The organism is Methanocella sp. MCL-LM (assembly GCF_049676595.1).
Taxonomy (GTDB): domain Archaea; phylum Halobacteriota; class Methanocellia; order Methanocellales; family Methanocellaceae; genus Methanocella_A.
Window position 1 is genome coordinate 575,213 of the sequence record NZ_CP187259.1, and the last position, 15,654, is coordinate 590,866.

Sequence of the window (15,654 nt, forward strand, 5' to 3'; positions counted from 1 at the left end):
GTACACGAACGCTGCGCTGTGCCAGACCCACACAGATTCCACAGATTTATACAGAATCCACAGATTCCGACCGATAGCACAGATGATGGCCGATTCCACAGATGCCGGACAAATATGTGCTATCGACTATACGTTACATGTATGTCAATCTATGATCGAATCTGTGGTATCCACTTCATCTGTGAAATCGAGCAATAATCTGTGGATTCTGTCGTAATCTGTGGCATCTGTGTGGGTCTGGCACAGCGCAGCGTTCGTATTGCTATCTCACGCCATATAAGCAACCAGAAACATACAGCGCAGCTATTTCGACGACAGTCCCTGTTTGACGTTGATCACGTTGACGTACTTCTCCAGCCCGGCCTTGCGCAATCGTTCCCGGAGTAATTTGCCCAGCACGTTGATCTCGCCCTTCTTGGCGACGATGGGGGCGACCTTGTCGGTCCACTGGTTCCAGGGGGGCAGCATGTGGAGCCGGTCGCAGATGCCGTCGAGGAACTCGTCCCACGCCGAGGGGTGGATCTTGTCCATCTTGTTGACCGCCACGATCACGTCCAGGTCTAAATCGTATAAGAAGTCGTTCAGCTCGATGTCGATGGGGATTTCGCCTCTGCCGTCCCACCGGTCCACGATATCGGCGAATGCCTTGGCGTCGACCACCTGCACGGCGCATAAGATGCGGCTCGCGTTATCCTCGAAATACTTGACGATGAGGTCTTTGATCCGCTCCTGCTTGGCCCGGTCCACGCCCTTCATGTACCCATAGCCGGGCATGTCTGTAATTAAGAGATCGCCAAACTGGTAGTAATTAGGCTTCTGGGTGACGCCCGGACGGCGGCCTACCTTGACCTTCGCGCCGATGAGCTCCCTCATGATCGTGGACTTGCCCACGTTAGACCGGCCGATGAAGACGATCTCGTGCTTTGCTTTCACGGGCTCGAATGACTTGTAGTCCTGCAGCGACATCAAATCAATAAGTTCTCTATATACATGTATACCTATCGCATTAACACGATAAGTATTATATATCGAACTTACGATCTATTAAATGAACGGTGGATCGATTGATCGAACTATTTGAGAAGTACGCCGATATGAAGATACTCGCGTATTTTCTGTCTCGCCCGGGCAGGCAATTCTATAAGAAGGAGATCGCGAGAGCATTGAATGTCAGCCCGTCTACCGTAATCAAGGCCGTCGACTCATTCCACGAAGAAGGTTTACTGCTAAAGGAAATTCGTGGGAGAGAACATTTCTACTCTCTCAACACTGAAAATTGCGTCGTGCCTCCTCTGAAGAAAGCGTATGGCCTTGCCTTCGTGCTTTCCGCTAAGCCTGTAGCCCTGTTCCAGGAAGCAGACCCGGGCATCATATCCCTCGTGCTCTACGGCAGCTATGCTCGTGGCGACTTCGACGATCTCAGCGACATCGACTTCTTAGCAATTACTCACTCGGATAAACTGAAACTAATACCCCCCGTGAAAGCGATTGAAGACCGGCTTGATAAAGAAGCCAACATCACTACTTTACGCCTTTCCGACTGTAAGTCTATGCTGGATAGAGGGGACGCTTTTTATAAAAGCGTCCTTAAAGATCATGTGCTCTTATTCGGGAGTGGTTTGATTGAAGCTTGACGACTGTTTTCAGAAACGACTACTAATCCGCACGCATCCTGATATTGAGAACGCAAAGCGTTCATTAACCCTTGCCCGGGAAAATTTGACAGGAGCTCAAAAGAACGTCGATATCGGCTTGTACCGTATGGCTATCGTATTCTCTTATACAGCCATGTTCCACGCTGCGAGAGCGATCTTATATGTGGATGGCGTTAAGGAGCGCAGTCACGAATGTATCCCGCTGTATCTCAGGGAAAAGCATCCGTCCCTTAAGCGTTATGCAGTAGTTCTGGACTCCTACAGGAAAAATCGTCACGATGCAATTTATTCGCTAGAGTACGAGGCTGGAAAACAGGATGCTATCACTGCAGTAATGTTGGGGAATGACCTCCTGGCAGCTATCGAAAAAGTGCTTGAAGCCCAGTGATTCACGGCGCTTCTTTCCACTATAACCCGGAATCTCTTTTAACCGTCCGTAAGCCCACTATCGATCATGGCCAGGGGTAAGAAGCGAGACGAGCCCATCCAGTACGTCCCGCCGGAGGAGAAGAAAACAGTGATCGAGTTCCCGCCCCGGGAGGAGCCCCGGGAAGGCAAGGAAGGCGGGGAGCCGGAAGAGGTCCGGGAAGAGTAGCCCTCTTTTAGACATGGGGCAAGCTCAGGAAACTTAAAGTTTAAAAAAGGTTTTTAGTGACGGTCCCGCTTACCAGAAGCGGCCGTAGGTAAAGTTAAGGATCCAGATGAAAGCGCCCGTTGCGACTGCTGCAATAATCACAGTCTTGGGGTCGATCTTGATAGCGGACTCCTCGGCCTCGAAATAGCGCATCAGGCCTGCGGAAGACATCAAACCGCCGCTGCCACTGCTCGATTCTCTTTTCGCCATATTAGCCTCCAGTTCGTATATCTAACACGATAAAGTAGTTAAGTCTTTCCCCGCTTTGCTGTTAAAAAGAGTTCTGGGGTTGCGACTCAAAAGGTTGTCTCTGTGCCCGTGAACGTGGACTAACGCTGCGCTGTGCCAGATCACAGATTGCTACAGATAACGCAGATTGCACAGATGATAATCAATAGGGTGACATATGGTCAATCCTTCAGGTTTTCAATAGCCATCTGTGTAATCCGTGCAATCAGTCGTAATCTGTGATCTGGCACAGCGCAGCGTTCGTATTGTTGTCTCACTATCTTCCGCTCCAGATTCGAATATTCTCCCGGCCCGAGCACAAAGGTATTTTTTGTCAGGGCACCTATTAGCCTTGCTATGCCCGAAGAATACGTCGTCTCAGGTACTCTGCTCTACGGGGACGACTTTGAGGCCCGGGAGGGCTACCTGGTCATCCGGGACGGCAAGATACGGGAGGCCGGCTTCGACCGGACCCGGGGGAGCATCCAGGGTATCGTGTGCCCGGCGTTCGTCAACTCGCACACCCACCTTGGGGACTCGGTTGCTAAGGACCTGCCGTACATGCCGCTGGCAGAGCTGGTGGCCCCGCCGGACGGGCTGAAGCACCGGATACTGCGGGAGACGCCGCCTGAAGAGATCACTTCGGGAATGACTTCGGCGCTCGCCGATATGGCGGCCACGGGTACCTGTCACTGCATCGATTTCAGGGAGAACGGTGTGGCGGGCGTAAGGATGCTGCGAGGCGTCGCCGGGGGCAGGGCGACGATCCTGGGCCGGCTGGCCGGCACCGACACGGTCGCCGACGTGCTGCAGGTCGCCGACGGGCTGGGCCTCAGCGGGGCTAACGATATGCCCCGCGACATCCTTCACAGCCTGGGGGCCAGCGCGAAAAAGGCGGGCAAGCTGCTCGGCATCCACGCGGGGGAGCTGAACGCCACCGATATCCCGGGGGCGATGGAGATCTCGCCCGATTTTATCGTGCACATGACCCACGCCAGCGCCGCCGATATCAGGAAGACGGCAGACCTCGGCATCCCGGTGGTAGTCTGCCCGAGGTCTAACGTACTCACTGGCGTCGGGCTTCCTCCGCTCCGGGCGATGGCGGACGCCGGCGTACAACTCGCGCTCGGCACGGACAATGTCATGCTGAACGGGCCGGACATGTTCAGGGAGATGGAGTGGGTATCAAAAGCATTTTTACATAACGATGCATATACATATAAAATGGCAACGTTAAATGGTGCCAGGCTCATGGGCTGCGGTGGAAGCAGAGGCTCGATTCTCCCCGGGAAGGACGCGGACCTGATGGTGCTGAGGCAGGAATCGGACAACCTGAAGTATTCCAGGAACCTGCTGGGCACGATCGTCAGGCGGGCCCGCCCGGACGACATAAGCTATACGATTATAGGAGGTAAAATATGGCAGAACTCTTCAAGAAAATCCTGATAGCGACAGACGGCTCAAAGAGGACGCAGAGCGCGGTAGAAACCGGCCTGCAGCTCGCGCAGCAGCACAAGTCTAAAGTATACGCAGTATACGTTGTGGATACCGTCACTTTTACGTCCATCCCCATGGACGTCACCTGGGAAAATATGTACCAGCTCTTAAAGGACGAAGGCGAGGCAGCCGTGAACCGGGTGAAAGAGGCCTCTCCGGAGGCGGACATCGAGACCCACGTGCTGGAAGGCAACCCTGCGGTCGAGATCACCAAGTTCGCCAAGGACAACGGAGTCGACCTCATCATAGTCGGCACCCTGGGTAAGAGCGGCATAGACAGGATACTCCTGGGCAGCGTCGCGGAAAAAGTAGTACGTATCGCTCCATGCCCGGTTCTGGTAATCAAGAGCTATAAAGAAGCTGGCAAATAAATAAGTATGTATATTATAAGAGCCATTCGAGGTATGCTATGAAGCAGGCAGTTACAGTAGACGACATTATGATCAAGAACGTAAAGAGCATCGAGATTCCGGGGACAAGGGATGAGATCCTCGACCTCATGCAGAAAGAGCGTATCTCCGCAGTACCCGTAGTCAAGGAGGGCACTTTACTGGGTATCGTCACCCGTATCGACCTCCTGAAGCACCCGGAAGAAGAGCAGATTGCAATGCTCATGACCCGGGAGCCAGTCACGATCACCCCGGATGCGTCGCTCTCCAAGGCTGCCGCCATCCTCATCCAGACCGGCCTGCGCAGGCTGCCCGTCGTGGTCAGGGGTAAGCTGGTCGGCATCGTCACCGTCAGCGACATCATCGGCGCCATCGGCCAGATGGACATCCACGACCAGATCAAGAATTTCATCCGGGACGGAGTCGTGGCCGTGTGGGAAGAAACCCCCGTGCCCGTGGCCGCAGAGATCATCCGGCTGAGCAAGAGGGACGCACTGCCCGTCCTGAACACCAAGCGCGAGCTGGCCGGCATCATCAGCATCACCGATATCATCAACCTGAGCCGCATCGAGGACTCCGTGGAGCGCTCCGACATGTCCGCCGCCTCCGACGAGGACAAGTGGACCTGGGAAAGCATGCGCGACACCATGAGCCTGTATTACGGTGTATCGAGGATCTCGCTGCCTGACGTGCCCGTCAAGAGCGTCATGGTCAAGACTGTCATCACCGCCTTCCACAAGACACCTGTCTCGGAAGTCGCCAAGAAGATGCGCCGCAACAGGATCGAGCAGGTGCCCGTCATCACCGCCGACAACAAGCTCGACGGTCTCCTGCTAGACAGAGAACTCCTCGCGGTCATCGCTGCGAAAGAACAGTAATAAAACAAACCGGGCTTATGGTATAAACACCATAACCCTCCACTATTTTTCTTCTTACCATGAGGGCACGGCTCTTTATCCTACAACTGGAAATTGGATATTTTAACCACGGCGGCACTGCTCCTTATCCTGTCAACCGTAGATCAAATGTTTGAACCACGGCGGCACGGCGGCACGGAGACAAGGCGGTCCACGACAGGCCGGTGGTAACTGAAACCACGGCGGCACTGCTCCTTATCATGACAACTTAAAATCAAATGATTGAACCACGGCGGCACTGCTCCTTATCCTGACAACTGTAGATTAAATGTTTGAACCACGGCGGCACTGCTCCTTATCCTGACAACTGTAGATTAAATGTTTGAACCACGGCGGCACGGCGGCACGGAGACATATGCGATCTGCTACAACCAGATGGTAACTGAAACCACGGCGGCACGGCGACACCAAGACAGTGGCGAACCGGTAAAAGTTAACTCTTTTTCAGTCCACGGCGACACAGAGACAGAGCATTAACCATAAGCTTACTACCAAATCGTTTCAGCCTGACTTTCGATCGATAGCCTGAAGGAAGCTAAACATAGTTGTCTCCGTGCTGTCAGCCCGCCGTGCCGCCGTGGATCAATAAAAAAGAGTGCCTTGCTATTCGGGTACGGGTTGTCTCCGTGTCGCCGTGCCGCCGTGGTTAAAATAACCATCCAGCCATCGCTTCTCGCATTGTCTCCGTGTCGCCGTGCCGCCGTGGTTAAAATAACCAGCGGGCTTATCGCTTCTCGCATTGTCTCTGTGCCGCCGTGCCGCCGTGGTTAAAATAACCATCCAGCCATCGCTTCTCGCATTGTCTCCGCGTCGCCGTGCCGCCGTGGTTAAAATAACCATCCAGCCATCGCTTCTCGCATTGTCTCCGTGTCGCCGTGCCGCCGTGGTAAAAACATTTAGTCTTGCCACCGCTTCTCGCTATGTTTCCGTGCCGCCGTGGTATTACCCTACGGGTTTTAATTTACCTGCTGGGATGCATAACGCACCAGGGCTCTGTAATCCTGATGATCTGTTTAGCGAGGTGCCTTCTGGCTGTGGGCGGGACTTCGTAGAGCCCGGGCTCGAGATCTCGCTTCACCTCTTCGGTGATCAGCGAGGGCGCCTTTGTCTTGCACTTCCTGCACCTGTAACCCTGGCCTGCGCCTGCGGACTCCATGTGCCGGCTGCACTGGGGGCAGGTCGGCGATACTGTCCGGGTCAGGGACGCGAGGGCGATGACTTCCAGCTTTTCGAGGTTGACCGTCCTGTCCTTGACGCTGCCGTAGACCTTCACCTCGTCGCCGGGCACCAGCTTGCGCACTATGTCCCGGAAGTTCTTGGTCGGCTCAAAGGCGGAGCACTTCAGGCTGCCGGAGGCGTCGCCGATCTCGAAGAAGACGTGGCCGCCCTCTTTAGTAACGGGGGCTTGGGTTACGTTGCCCCTGAGGATGTAAGAACGGTCGTCTTTAGCGTCTGCGATCTGCGCTGCCTGCAGCAGGTGCATGTCGGTGCCCTGGTTGGTGATGAAGATCTGGCTGCGTTCGACGGGCTCTGTCGTCAGCATACGCTGCGCTTTTGACAAAATTTCAGGGCTGTTGCCCCTGATGCCATACAGGACCGGGTCAGGGGTATGCGGGGAGAACACGATCACCTTGTTATGGAGGTCCACGTTATCCCAGGTGTCGGGGTAGGTGGCCGCGTCCATGGCGTACACAGAGGGCCGGTCCAGCTGCCGGGGCTTCTCGTAATTTTCGGGCATCCTGTATGCCAGAAGCTCGTAAGTGTGATCGTAGAGATCGAGACAGATGGCTCCGAGGGCGCCGATGATGCCTCTTCCGATCTTGAACTTGTGGACGCGCATGCCGTACTTTTCTGCCAGCGCCTCGGCCTCGGAGATCTCCACTACGTCCCGCACGACCCTGAGGGCATAGTCTTTGAGTTCCTGAGTGATTTCGCCGTGATAGAGGACCACTCCGGGGTTCGTGTTCTCGTCTTCCATGCGGGCCTGCTCTCTGACGGCGGCCAGCATGATCTGCTCTACCTCGTCCATCGCCTCAGGGCCTGCGTTCAGCACCAGGGCGAGGCCTGCGTTGCCCCTGGTCTTGTACTTAATGTTGGGGTTGAACCGGATCAGCCGAGGGTAGCCCACGAGCTTGAACCTGGCCAGGCGCTCCGCTAAAACTGCGGCCAGATATGTGGTGCACATGCCGAGCTTGGAGTCGGTGTCGTCGATCCCTACGTAGAGCATACTTTTGTTTACCTTCCAGGCCTTTGTTTCTCGAGAGTTACCTTGCCTGTTTCTTGTTTCTCCATACAAAACGTATTAATATTTGAAATATGACACTAACATGTTAAGCATATAACTCTTTCGGATTATGACACGGGAAACGCTGCTGGACAGAGTCATTGCTCTGCTGTGGAAGGCAGAATTCATCCTCTCGGAGAAGTGCGATATCCGGCCTCGAAGTTTTGACGTGGCGGCTCGAAGGGGTAAAACCCTGCTCCTTCTCAAAGTCCTGTCGAACATCGAAGGCCTGGGCGAAGACACTTCCCAGGAAATGAGACGGCTGTCCGTGCTCTTCAACGGCTCGCCTATGGTCGTAGGCGAACACACCAACGACCACCCCCTGGAGACCGGGGCAGTGTACCTCAGGTACGGCATACCCTGCGTCAACATCGAGACGCTCCACGACTTCTTCATCGAGGAAGTGCCGCCTTTAGTATACGCGGCGCCCGGCGGCCTGTACGTGGAGATCGACGGGGAGACCCTGCGGTCGTTGAGAGAGTCCAAGAATATTTCGCTCGGCGAATTAGCCATGGCGCTCGGCGTGTCCCGCCGGACCATCAGCAAGTACGAGAGCGGCATGAACGCCACCATCGAAGCGGCGCTAAAGCTGGAAGAGATCCTGGATTCGCCCATAGCCTGCCCCGTCAACATGATCGTCAAGTTCGAGAAGGCCCGGGATGCGGATACCTCCCCCAACGACCTGCGCAATGCCAGCGACATGGAAAAGGAAGCCCTCGGCACGCTAATGCACATCGGCTTCGAGGTGTTCCACACTACCAGGGCGCCTTTCAACGCACTATCCCAGGACGACGTGACCAAGATGCTCACCGGCGTCAGCGACTACAGCGAAGCCATGCTGAAGAAGGCCAAATTCATGTCCAGCCTGGCCGACGTAACGGGCACCTACTCGCTGTTCATCGTCAAAGGGCCCCACCGCTCCAAAGCGATCGGTAACACGATGCTGATCAAGAGCGAGGAGCTGAAGCAGTTCGACGATCGTGACGACTTGTTTGACTTATTATTATCCAGAGAATTGAAAAAGGCCGATACCGGTAAGTAATATTTCTCCTATCACTTCTTCTCTGAGTCCATCCACCAGGCAACATTATTTCTAATCGCGGGTCGACGCCTGCCTGATGGCAGGCTACTCGGCGTTTCGGGTGCTCCGATGCCGGGGCCGGACTCGCACCCTCGGAGGTACGACCTGGCTGCGCCTTCGGCTGCGCCAGTCGACCCTCCTTCGCAAGTCCTAAGCGACGTCGCCTTCGGCGGACGTCCATTGCCCCGTCATCTCCGCATCCCCCGCTGATGCGGGGGCAGACCCGAAACGCCTCGCCGACCGCTACGTTATTGCTGTCGTTTGAGAGCAGTATTTATACGCTGCATTCTGACCATTTTCCGACTACGGCAATGTATATATCCTCTTGACAGACATACACAAATCCGGTATGTCAAAGGTGGAGATCCCGGACAAGGTCCACAAGGAAGTCAAGAAGTTCGCCGTCGATCACGACATGACGATTAAGGATGCCTATGCGTCGCTGATCGGGTTCGCGCTGGAGCAGAAGCACGATAAGCTGGCCCTGAAGAAAATGCTCAAGGACAAGTCCGGGCAGGACGACATTATCGTAGGCTCCTGAGTGGGCAGGATTCAAGTAACCCTTTACTTCTCTTTACTTTGGACGACTTTTACAGAAAAAGGCCTTCTCTTGACAGCTGTCGCTATCCAGGGCTAATAGTACATTAAAAAACAATCTGTAGTTTCGTTTTAGAACTGGCTAATAAAATGGTCAGCACCGTGACCGCCTCGGGGTTAACGTTACGGGCACCCCAGTATGGCCACCGTGCCAGCTATGATTATTTCTTCAGCTCTTTCTTCTTGGGCCTGAGACCTTCGTAACCGCATTTTCTGCAGCGCGTTGCCTTTAACGCATTTCTGGCGTTGCATTTGCGGCAGATCTGGAGGTTCAGGGTCCGGGCCTCTGCTTCGGGGAATCTCGCCATGATAAATACCTCTGTTATTTTAAGATGTTCCATCTAAAAGTGCTGGAAGCATATAACTATTTTGGTCAGGAACGGATATAATAATTATCGGATACCACGGAAATGCCGGGAAAATTCCGGTTATTCGGCTATTAATTCTATATATTCTACACCTTTACCCATTGAAAAGCTTAAAATACTCGTAGCCGCTATCTTACCTAACGATAATTACAATAATATAACTATTACAACTTTAAGAGGATGTTTCTACTATGAAGGCAGTCGTTCTTGCCGCTGGCGAGGGTAGCAGGTTAAAGCCTTTTACCGCAACCCGTCCCAAAGTAATGATCCCGGTCGGCAACAAGCCTATTCTCGAGTACGTGATCAACGCCCTCCAGGAGAGCGGCATCATCGACATCGTCATGGTGGTGGGGTACAAGCGGGAAAAGATCATGGACTACTTCGGCGACGGCCACAAGTGGGGCGTGAACATCAACTACATCGAGCAGTTCCAGCAGCTCGGCACGGCGCACGCGCTCCGGCAGGCCTCCCACCTGATCAAAGACCACTTTTTGGTGATTAACGGCGACACCGTGATCGACGCGTCCGCGATTAAAGAAATAATCAAGTACAAGGTCGGGGACGCGACGATGCTGACTGTCAGCGTGGACAAGGCCCAGGCCTACGGCGTGGTAGAGACGCAGAACAACCTCGTCAAAGGCATCGAGGAGAAGCCGAAGTACAAAGAGGCGGGCAACATCGTCAACGCGGGCGTATACTGTTTCTCCCCCAAGGTGTTCGACTTCCTGGAGTACATGGACATCTCCGAGCGGGGCGAATACGAGATCACCGACGCCATCCGCAAGATGATCGAGAGCAACTACTCGGTCAGGGCCGTACACACGAACGCGATCTGGATGGACGCGGTCTACCTCTGGAACCTCATCGACCTCAACGCGGCAACGCTTGCAGGCCGGAAGCCTGAGAACCACGGCACTGTCGAAGAGGGCGCCCGCCTCATCGGCCCCGTCTACATCGGGGAAAACACGGTGATCAGGTCCGGCTCGTACATCGTCGGCCCTGTATCGATTGGCGACAGCTGCGACGTCGGCCCGAATACGGTTATCCTGCCGAGCACCAGCATCGGCAGCAACTCCACGATCGAGCCGTTCGCCAGAATTTCCAACAGCATACTCATGAAAAACGTCCGGGTCTCGTCCTTCAGCAACATATCGACCTCTTTGATAGGCGAAGGCGCGACCATCGGCTCCTCGTTCATCGCCGAGGCGGAAACGACCAGAGTCGAGGTAGAGAACTCCCTGATGCGCGCTACCATAGGCGCCATCGTCGGAGATAACACGGATATCGGTGGCAGGGTGTTAGTCAAGCCTGGCAAGATCATCGGAGTCAGGTGCAAGATCGGCTCCGGAGCGATGATCGGGTCGAGCGTGGCAGACAATACGAAGGTCCTGTAAACAGGGGAATACCCAACATGTGTGGAATCGTCGGATATATCGGATGCGGAAAAACGACTGAAGTGCTTCTCGACTCACTGGGCCGGCTCGAATACCGGGGCTACGACTCGGCAGGCATTGCCGTAGTCAACGGCAGCGGCCTGGAAATCATCAAGTCGGCGGAACGGATCGCCCAGCTCAAGCTGGAGGTGCCCGAGACGCTCCTGTCCAGCGTAGGCATCGGCCATACCAGGTGGGCCACTCACGGCAAGCCCTCCAAGGCCAACGCCCACCCCCATCGTGATTGTACAGGCAGGATCGCCGTCGTCCACAACGGCATCATCGAGAACTACCAGGAACTAAAGCAGGACCTGCAGGCCAAAGGCCACGTCTTCGCCTCCGAGACCGACACCGAGGTCATCAGCCACCTCGTAGAAGAATACTATACGGGGAACACCCTCCGCGCCATCCTCGAGGCAGTCCAGCACCTCAGAGGCTCCTTCGCCTTCGCGCTCATCAACAAGGACGAGCCCGACCAGATCATCGCGGCCCGCAAAGAGAGCCCGCTGGTCATCGGCATCGGGGACGACCAGTTCTTCCTGGCCTCCGACGTCACCGCCTTCCTCCGGTATACGAGGAGAGCCGTCTTCCTCGACGACGGCGACATCGCCATTCTCACTTCTCACGGCCTTTCGATCAAGGACTTCAACGGCAACAGTGTGCTGAGGGAAGTCCGCACCATCGAGTGGGACCTGGAGGCTGCGGAGAAGTCCGGCTACGAGCACTTCATGCTCAAGGAGATCCACGAGCAGCCGAAGTCGTTAAAAGACGTCCTCTCCGGCCGCATCAACGAGCTCACCGGCGACGTGGAGCTGCCCGAGATCAAGATGACCCAGGAGCAGCTCGACGACATCCGCCGCATCGTGATCGTCGCATGCGGCACCTCCTACCACGCGGGCCTCGCCGGCAAATACGTTCTGGAAATGCTGACCGACTTACCGGTCAGCGTGGAGATCGGCTCGGAATTCAGGTACTCCTCCAGCCGCACCGACCACCACACGCTCATCATCGCGCTCTCCCAGTCCGGCGAAACCGCCGACACCGCCGCCTCCGTCAAAGACGCGGTCAAGAAGGGCGCCTACGTGATCGCGATAACGAATACAGTCGGCAGCACCATCGCCCGGGAATCCCAGAGCACGATCTACATGCGCTGCGGCCCGGAGATCGGCGTAGCCGCGACCAAGACGTTCACCTCCCAGCTGGCCGTCATGTACCTGCTCTCCATCTTCCTCGGCCGCAGGAGAGGCAGCATCAACGCCTTCAACGCCATGACGCTGCTGTCGCAGCTCAAAAATTTACCCAGGGACGCCCAGGCAGTCCTGGACCAGAGCGACATGATCGCTAACTACGCTAAGCTGTTCGCGAAGGCTAACCTGTTCATCTTCGTGGGCCGCCACCTGAACTACCCGGTGGCACTGGAAGGCGCTCTAAAGCTGAAAGAGATCTCCTACATCTTCTCCGAAGGCTTTGCCGCCGGCGAGCTGAAGCATGGCCCGCTGGCTCTGCTGACGACTGGAGTGCCCGTCATCGCAGTCACAACGAAGTCCCCCACATACGAGAAGATGGTCAGCAACATCAAGGAGATCAAGGCCAGGGACGCCTCGGTCATCGCCATCGCCAGCGAGGGCGACGAAGCCATATCCCAGCTGGTCGACGTGGTCATCAGGGTGCCGGACGTCGGCGAGATCATCTCGCCCATCCTGTCATCTATCGTGCTCCAGATGTTCGCCTACCACGTGGCGGTGTGCACCGGCTGCCCGATCGACAAGCCCAGGAACCTCGCCAAATCCGTAACGGTGGAGTAACTAAATGGCATTATTCGGCTCATCAGGCATCAGGGGCGTCATCGGCACCGGGATGACCCCGGAGCTGGCGCTCAAAGCCGGCAAAGCTCTTGGCTTACTGCACAAGAAGATCGTTATCGGCCACGACCCGAGGACGTCCAGCCACATGATCGAGGACGCTATGGTGGCAGGCATGCTCTGCTCCGGCGCCAGGGTGACCCGCATAGGACTGGTATCCACGCCTACGCTGGCCTACGCCGCCCGCAACTACGACTGCGGTATCATGATCACCGCTTCGCATAACCCGCCCGAGTACAACGGCATCAAGTTCTGGAACCCGGACGGCATGGCCTTCTCGCTCAAACAGCAGGACGAGCTGGAAAGGCTGATCGAGAGCGACATCAAAGGCGTCGGCTGGGAGTACATCGGCCCCGAAAGCCACGCCAGCAACGCTATTCTGGATCACATCGACGTTATCCTCAGGAATGTCGAGAAGTGCAACCTGAAAGTCGTAGTGGACTGCGGTTGCGGCGCAGCCACGACGATCACGCCCTACGTGCTACGGGAGATGGGCTGTAAGGTAATTTCGCTCAACGCCCAGCCCGACGGCTTCTTCCCGGCTCGCGACCCCGAGCCGATCGACGAGAACCTATCTGCGCTTAAAGAGGCAGTGAAAGCGTTCGGCGCAGATATCGGGATTGCGCATGATGGCGACGCAGATCGCATGATGGCTGTGGACGACCAGGGCAGGCTCGTAACTGGTGACGAATTGCTGGCATACTTCTGCCGGTTCGAGGTGAAGGACTCGGTAGTATGCCCGGTGGATGCCTCCATGGTGGTCGACCGATGCAAGCCCGGGGTCAAGGTATATCGCACTAAGATCGGGGATGCGTTCGTCTCCGAGGAAGTCCGTAAGGTCAACGCCGACTTTGGCGGGGAGACCAGCGGCACCTGGATTTTCCCGAGGATTTCCTACTGCCCCGACGGCATCTACGCCGCGGCCAAGCTCGTGGAGCTGGTGAGTAAAAATGGCCCGCTGTCTAAGGCGATCGCTGATTTGCCGAGGTATCCGCTAAAGAGGGGCGGCATGAAGTTCTCTCACGGCAACAAGGCCGACATCATGGGCGGCATCCGGGCGGAGATCGAGCAGGTGACTTCCAGAATCAACACACTGGACGGCGTGCGGGTCGAGTACCCCGAAGGCTGGGTGCTGATCAGGCCCTCCGGCACGGAGCCCAAGATCAGGATCACCGCAGAGGCCGTGGACAAGGACGCGGCCGAAAAGCTTTACTCTCAGGCCGAGTCTATCGTTAAAAGGTGCATCGACTCATGCGCGCAGTAATCCTGGCAGCGGGCGAAGGCACCCGCATGCGCCCGCTCACCGAAAACAAGCCCAAAGTGATGCTTCCAGTGGCCAACAAGCCCATGCTGGAGTACACCATCCTCGAGGCCAAAGCGGCGGGCATCACAGACTTTGTTCTCATCGTAGGCTACCGGAAGGAAGCGATCACGAACTACTTCGGCGACGGCTCCCGGCTCGGCGTTCACATAGATTATATTACTCAGGAGAAGCAGAACGGCACCGGCCACGCGTTCGGCATGGCGGCGCAGGCATGTGACGACCGGTTTATAGCGTTAAACGGCGACGTTACGGTAAGTGCGGCACACCTGAAGAAGCTGATCAGCAGAAAGGACGACGCCATCATCACCGTAAAAGAGGTCGCCGATCCCCGGGCATACGGCGTGATTGAGACTAACGGCGCCAGCGTCACCCGCATTGTGGAGAAGTCCCCCGAGCCGCCGACGAACCTGGCGAACGCGGGCATCTACTTATTCGACACCTGCATCTTCGACGCCATAGAGAAGACACCATTGTCTCCGAGGGGCGAGATCGAGATCACCGACTCTCTACAGTACTTAATTGACGGCGGCCGCTCCGTAGGCTACGAGGTCATGGACAGCGACTGGCTGGACATCGGCAGGCCGTGGCAACTTTTAACGGCGAACGAACTGACTCTTAAAGAGCTCAAGCCAACGATCGAGGGAGAAGTAGAGCCGAACGCCACGCTGAAAGGCCCCGTATCCGTGGGCAAAGGCACTCTCATCAGGAATGGCGCCTACATCGTCGGCCCCTGCGTCATCGGCGAAAACTGCGACATCGGCCCCAACTGCTTCATCCGGGCTTCCACGAGTATAGGGAATAATGTTCACATCGGCAACGCCGTGGAGATCAAGAACTCTATTATAATGAACGACACCAAGATCGGGCACCTCAGCTACGTCGGCGACAGCGTCATCGGCGAAAGGTGCAACTTCGGCGCCGGCACCAAGGTCGCCAACCTCCGGCTGGACGAGAAGACCATCCCCGTGACGGTCAACGGCAAAAAGACCGACAGCGGCCGGCGCAAGCTCGGCTGCATCATGGGCGACGACGTCCACACCGGCATCGGCAGCCTCATCAACGTCGGCACCTCCATCGGACCTGGAGCGTTCATCGGTCCCGGCGAGCTCGCGAAGGGCGAGATCAAGAAAGGCGAACGTTTAATTACCAGGTGAAAACCCTTCAAAGGCGTAATCATTTACCACGGCGGCACGGCTCTTTATCCTGACCACCGGAAATCAAATATTTTTACCACGGCGGCACAGCGGCACGGCGGCAAATGGGGAAACGGCAACAGTATCAAATATTTTTACCACGGCGGCACAGCGACACGGAGACAACCCGTACCTGAATAGCAAGGCATTCTTTTTTATTGATCCACGGCGGCACGGCGGGCTGACGGCACG

16 protein-coding genes are annotated in these 15,654 nt (G+C 56.1%); 12 read left to right on the forward strand and 4 right to left on the reverse strand.

Going from position 1 to position 15,654, the window contains the following annotated elements; all coding sequences use genetic code 11:
* Positions 1–303 precede the first annotated feature (303 nt).
* A complete protein-coding gene (engB, locus tag ACPLPM_RS02895; protein ID WP_424358734.1) occupies positions 304–966 on the reverse strand; it encodes a GTP-binding protein EngB in 663 nt (220 codons plus the stop codon).
* A gap of 98 nt (positions 967–1,064) precedes the next feature.
* Between engB and ACPLPM_RS02900 the strand changes: the two genes are divergently transcribed.
* The 3 genes from ACPLPM_RS02900 to ACPLPM_RS02910 all read left to right on the forward strand — a co-directional run bounded on the left by ACPLPM_RS02900 (position 1,065) and on the right by ACPLPM_RS02910 (position 2,250).
* Entirely contained in the window at positions 1,065–1,634 is a 570-nt protein-coding gene (locus tag ACPLPM_RS02900) for a nucleotidyltransferase domain-containing protein (RefSeq protein ID WP_424358735.1), read from the forward strand.
* Positions 1,624–2,043, forward strand: coding sequence for a HEPN domain-containing protein (locus ACPLPM_RS02905; RefSeq protein WP_424358736.1), 420 nt, complete (start codon positions 1,624–1,626; stop codon positions 2,041–2,043). The genes ACPLPM_RS02900 and ACPLPM_RS02905 overlap by 11 nt, the downstream gene beginning before the upstream one ends.
* A gap of 66 nt (positions 2,044–2,109) precedes the next feature.
* The gene (locus tag ACPLPM_RS02910; protein ID WP_424358737.1) at positions 2,110–2,250 is read left to right on the forward strand and encodes a hypothetical protein; all 141 of its coding nucleotides are present in this window, start codon (positions 2,110–2,112) and stop codon (positions 2,248–2,250) included.
* Between the two features lie 69 nt (positions 2,251–2,319).
* Here ACPLPM_RS02910 and ACPLPM_RS02915 read toward each other — a convergent pair whose 3' ends face one another.
* Positions 2,320–2,499 carry a preprotein translocase subunit Sec61beta gene (locus tag ACPLPM_RS02915; protein WP_424358738.1) on the reverse strand — a complete coding sequence of 60 codons (180 nt, stop codon included), beginning with the start codon at positions 2,497–2,499 and terminating at the stop codon, positions 2,320–2,322.
* Positions 2,500–2,874: 375 nt separating this feature from the next.
* Here ACPLPM_RS02915 and ACPLPM_RS02920 point away from each other — a divergent pair, with 375 nt between their 5' ends.
* From ACPLPM_RS02920 to ACPLPM_RS02930, 3 genes are read left to right on the forward strand one after another with little or no spacing between them, the layout of a single operon-like run.
* Positions 2,875–3,963 (forward strand): amidohydrolase family protein, encoded by a 1,089-nt coding sequence (locus ACPLPM_RS02920; RefSeq protein ID WP_424358739.1) that lies wholly within the window; start codon positions 2,875–2,877, stop codon positions 3,961–3,963.
* The gene (locus tag ACPLPM_RS02925) at positions 3,936–4,385 is read left to right on the forward strand and encodes a universal stress protein (protein WP_424358740.1); all 450 of its coding nucleotides are present in this window, start codon (positions 3,936–3,938) and stop codon (positions 4,383–4,385) included. The genes ACPLPM_RS02920 and ACPLPM_RS02925 overlap by 28 nt, the downstream gene beginning before the upstream one ends.
* 38 nt (positions 4,386–4,423) lie before the next feature.
* Positions 4,424–5,281: a CBS domain-containing protein gene (locus ACPLPM_RS02930; protein ID WP_424358741.1), complete on the forward strand. Its 858-nt coding sequence runs from the start codon at positions 4,424–4,426 to the stop codon at positions 5,279–5,281.
* A 1,000-nt stretch (positions 5,282–6,281) separates the two neighbouring features.
* On the opposite strand, the gene ACPLPM_RS02935 is transcribed toward ACPLPM_RS02930, so the two are convergent.
* Positions 6,282–7,547 (reverse strand): TiaS agmantine-binding domain-containing protein, encoded by a 1,266-nt coding sequence (locus ACPLPM_RS02935; RefSeq protein ID WP_424358742.1) that lies wholly within the window; start codon positions 7,545–7,547, stop codon positions 6,282–6,284.
* A 127-nt stretch (positions 7,548–7,674) separates the two neighbouring features.
* Between ACPLPM_RS02935 and ACPLPM_RS02940 the strand changes: the two genes are divergently transcribed.
* Entirely contained in the window at positions 7,675–8,646 is a 972-nt protein-coding gene (locus ACPLPM_RS02940; protein ID WP_424358743.1) for a transcriptional regulator, read from the forward strand.
* Between the two features lie 388 nt (positions 8,647–9,034).
* Positions 9,035–9,226, forward strand: a complete 192-nt coding sequence (locus ACPLPM_RS02945) for a hypothetical protein (RefSeq protein WP_424358744.1) — start codon at positions 9,035–9,037, stop codon at positions 9,224–9,226.
* Positions 9,227–9,443: 217 nt separating this feature from the next.
* On the opposite strand, the gene ACPLPM_RS02950 is transcribed toward ACPLPM_RS02945, so the two are convergent.
* Complete coding sequence (locus tag ACPLPM_RS02950; protein ID WP_424358745.1) at positions 9,444–9,590, reverse strand: 50S ribosomal protein L40e; 147 nt, start codon at positions 9,588–9,590, stop codon at positions 9,444–9,446.
* A 251-nt stretch (positions 9,591–9,841) separates the two neighbouring features.
* Between ACPLPM_RS02950 and glmU (ACPLPM_RS02955) the strand changes: the two genes are divergently transcribed.
* Genes glmU (ACPLPM_RS02955) through glmU (ACPLPM_RS02970) form a run of 4 tightly spaced genes read left to right on the forward strand, consistent with a single transcriptional unit; the run spans position 9,842 to position 15,423 of the window.
* Complete coding sequence (gene glmU, locus ACPLPM_RS02955; RefSeq protein ID WP_424358746.1) at positions 9,842–11,044, forward strand: bifunctional sugar-1-phosphate nucleotidylyltransferase/acetyltransferase; 1,203 nt, start codon at positions 9,842–9,844, stop codon at positions 11,042–11,044.
* A gap of 17 nt (positions 11,045–11,061) precedes the next feature.
* Positions 11,062–12,888, forward strand: coding sequence for a glutamine--fructose-6-phosphate transaminase (isomerizing) (gene glmS / locus ACPLPM_RS02960; protein WP_424358747.1), 1,827 nt, complete (start codon positions 11,062–11,064; stop codon positions 12,886–12,888).
* 4 nt (positions 12,889–12,892) lie between these two features.
* Complete coding sequence (gene glmM, locus ACPLPM_RS02965; RefSeq protein ID WP_424358748.1) at positions 12,893–14,209, forward strand: phosphoglucosamine mutase; 1,317 nt, start codon at positions 12,893–12,895, stop codon at positions 14,207–14,209.
* Positions 14,197–15,423 carry a bifunctional sugar-1-phosphate nucleotidylyltransferase/acetyltransferase gene (glmU, locus tag ACPLPM_RS02970; protein ID WP_424358749.1) on the forward strand — a complete coding sequence of 409 codons (1,227 nt, stop codon included), beginning with the start codon at positions 14,197–14,199 and terminating at the stop codon, positions 15,421–15,423. The genes glmM and glmU (ACPLPM_RS02970) overlap by 13 nt, the downstream gene beginning before the upstream one ends.
* Positions 15,424–15,654: the final 231 nt, after the last annotated feature.